This window comes from Seohaeicola sp. 4SK31 (assembly GCF_028802875.1).
Classification (GTDB): domain Bacteria; phylum Pseudomonadota; class Alphaproteobacteria; order Rhodobacterales; family Rhodobacteraceae; genus Seohaeicola.
Genome location: NZ_JARAMP010000086.1, coordinates 1 through 1330, shown reverse-complemented (window position 1 = coordinate 1330; position 1330 = coordinate 1). Strand labels below are relative to the sequence as shown.

General features: G+C 36.3%; 3 protein-coding genes. 1 reads left to right on the top strand and 2 read right to left on the bottom strand.

Annotated elements, in window-relative coordinates; translation table 11 throughout:
* Positions 1-110 precede the first annotated feature (110 nt).
* Positions 111-425 carry a hypothetical protein gene (locus PVW27_RS21510; protein WP_000723215.1) on the top strand — a complete coding sequence of 105 codons (315 nt, stop codon included), beginning with the start codon at positions 111-113 and terminating at the stop codon, positions 423-425.
* Positions 426-607: 182 nt separating this feature from the next.
* On the opposite strand, the gene PVW27_RS21505 is transcribed toward PVW27_RS21510, so the two are convergent.
* Entirely contained in the window at positions 608-751 is a 144-nt protein-coding gene (locus tag PVW27_RS21505) for a hypothetical protein (RefSeq protein ID WP_274561246.1), read from the bottom strand.
* 12 nt (positions 752-763) lie between these two features.
* Positions 764-1330, bottom strand: a 567-nt coding sequence (locus tag PVW27_RS21500; protein ID WP_274561245.1) for a plasmid replication DNA-binding protein, incomplete at its 5' end; no start/stop codon positions are given.

Below are 1330 nucleotides of genomic sequence, written 5' to 3'. Positions count from 1 at the left end.
TCGAAAGAGTGGTGGAAAATGTATACCAATACATGGACTATTTTTATGGCTCTCTTTCCTGGCTTATGTTATTGGCTGTTTTTAATTAATTTAAAAGATAAAGAATAGTTATGAAAAAAATATTATATTTTAATTTCTTAGCGATTATTTTGACTTATGTATCTTTGCTTTATCAAAAAAATATATTAGTTGCTCGCATAGTTGTAGATAAGCTTGAAAAAGTTGAAGTCATAGCTGGGGGATTTCCTCTACAGTTCCTTATAGATGGTGAAACCTCTCCAGTCGGAAGTATAAGTATCAATCCTTTATTTATTTTCATCGGCATGGATCAATTTGTTTTTCTCAATTTTTTTATTGATTATTTATTTTGGGTAAGTATTTTATTTGCTTTTTCTATGATTGTGAAAAAGTACAGAATTGTATAGATCTCCTAAAATTAACATAATACACCTTATACGAAATGCTTGAAATTTCCCTATAAGCATCAATATCTTAGTCAAAGCCGTTCTAGGGTTCAGCGCACTGGAACGGCTTTTTTGTGATTTGTCACGTTCCACGCCTATTATTTAAGCAATGTTTCACGACTTTGTTTAGGTTAATTGAATAATTAGGATGCCTGCTCTTTTTCTTTTTGGCGTTCATCCAGCTCTTTTTTAAGTGCCTTTTTATCCTGGTACGATGCAATCAGCATGATCGGGATCAGCAGCGGGGCCACAATAATTCCCAGGGCAATGTCTTTCAGTTTCGGCATGATCTCTCTCCCTTAGTCATTATCAAAAACAGCATTCAGCACACGGCCAAATAAGCCACGTTTTTTAGGTTGTGGCACTACCACATTTTGCAACGTGGCATGCTGTAGCGTTTGGGTGTGGTATGCTGTAGTTTCTTGTTGTGGCACTGCCACATTTTCTACAATATTTAATTCATTATTCTTTTTATTATCATTGTCTTGTTGTGTTGTCGCATGCTGTGGCATATCGGTGTCGCATGCCGTAGCATCTTGTTGTGGCACTGCCGTGGCAGGTGCAACAGTTTTTAGCTCAATAAGCGTCTGCATACGGTCGATTTGCTGCATTAAACGCTCTTCACGTTCTTGGTATTTTTTAACTTCGTTTTCTAAATGAATAATGAGTTTTTTTGTAGATTCATCGCTACCTGATGTAGAAGATTCAATTTGTTGAGATGTTTGCTCAGGCTCCCCAAAGCATCTAATCACTTCCGAAAGGTCAAATTGACCATCACTAGAGCGTGATAAACGCCCATTACGTACAGCTCTGTAAATGGTTGACCTATCAATATGAAATTTTTTAGATACTTCACTTAGCGATAA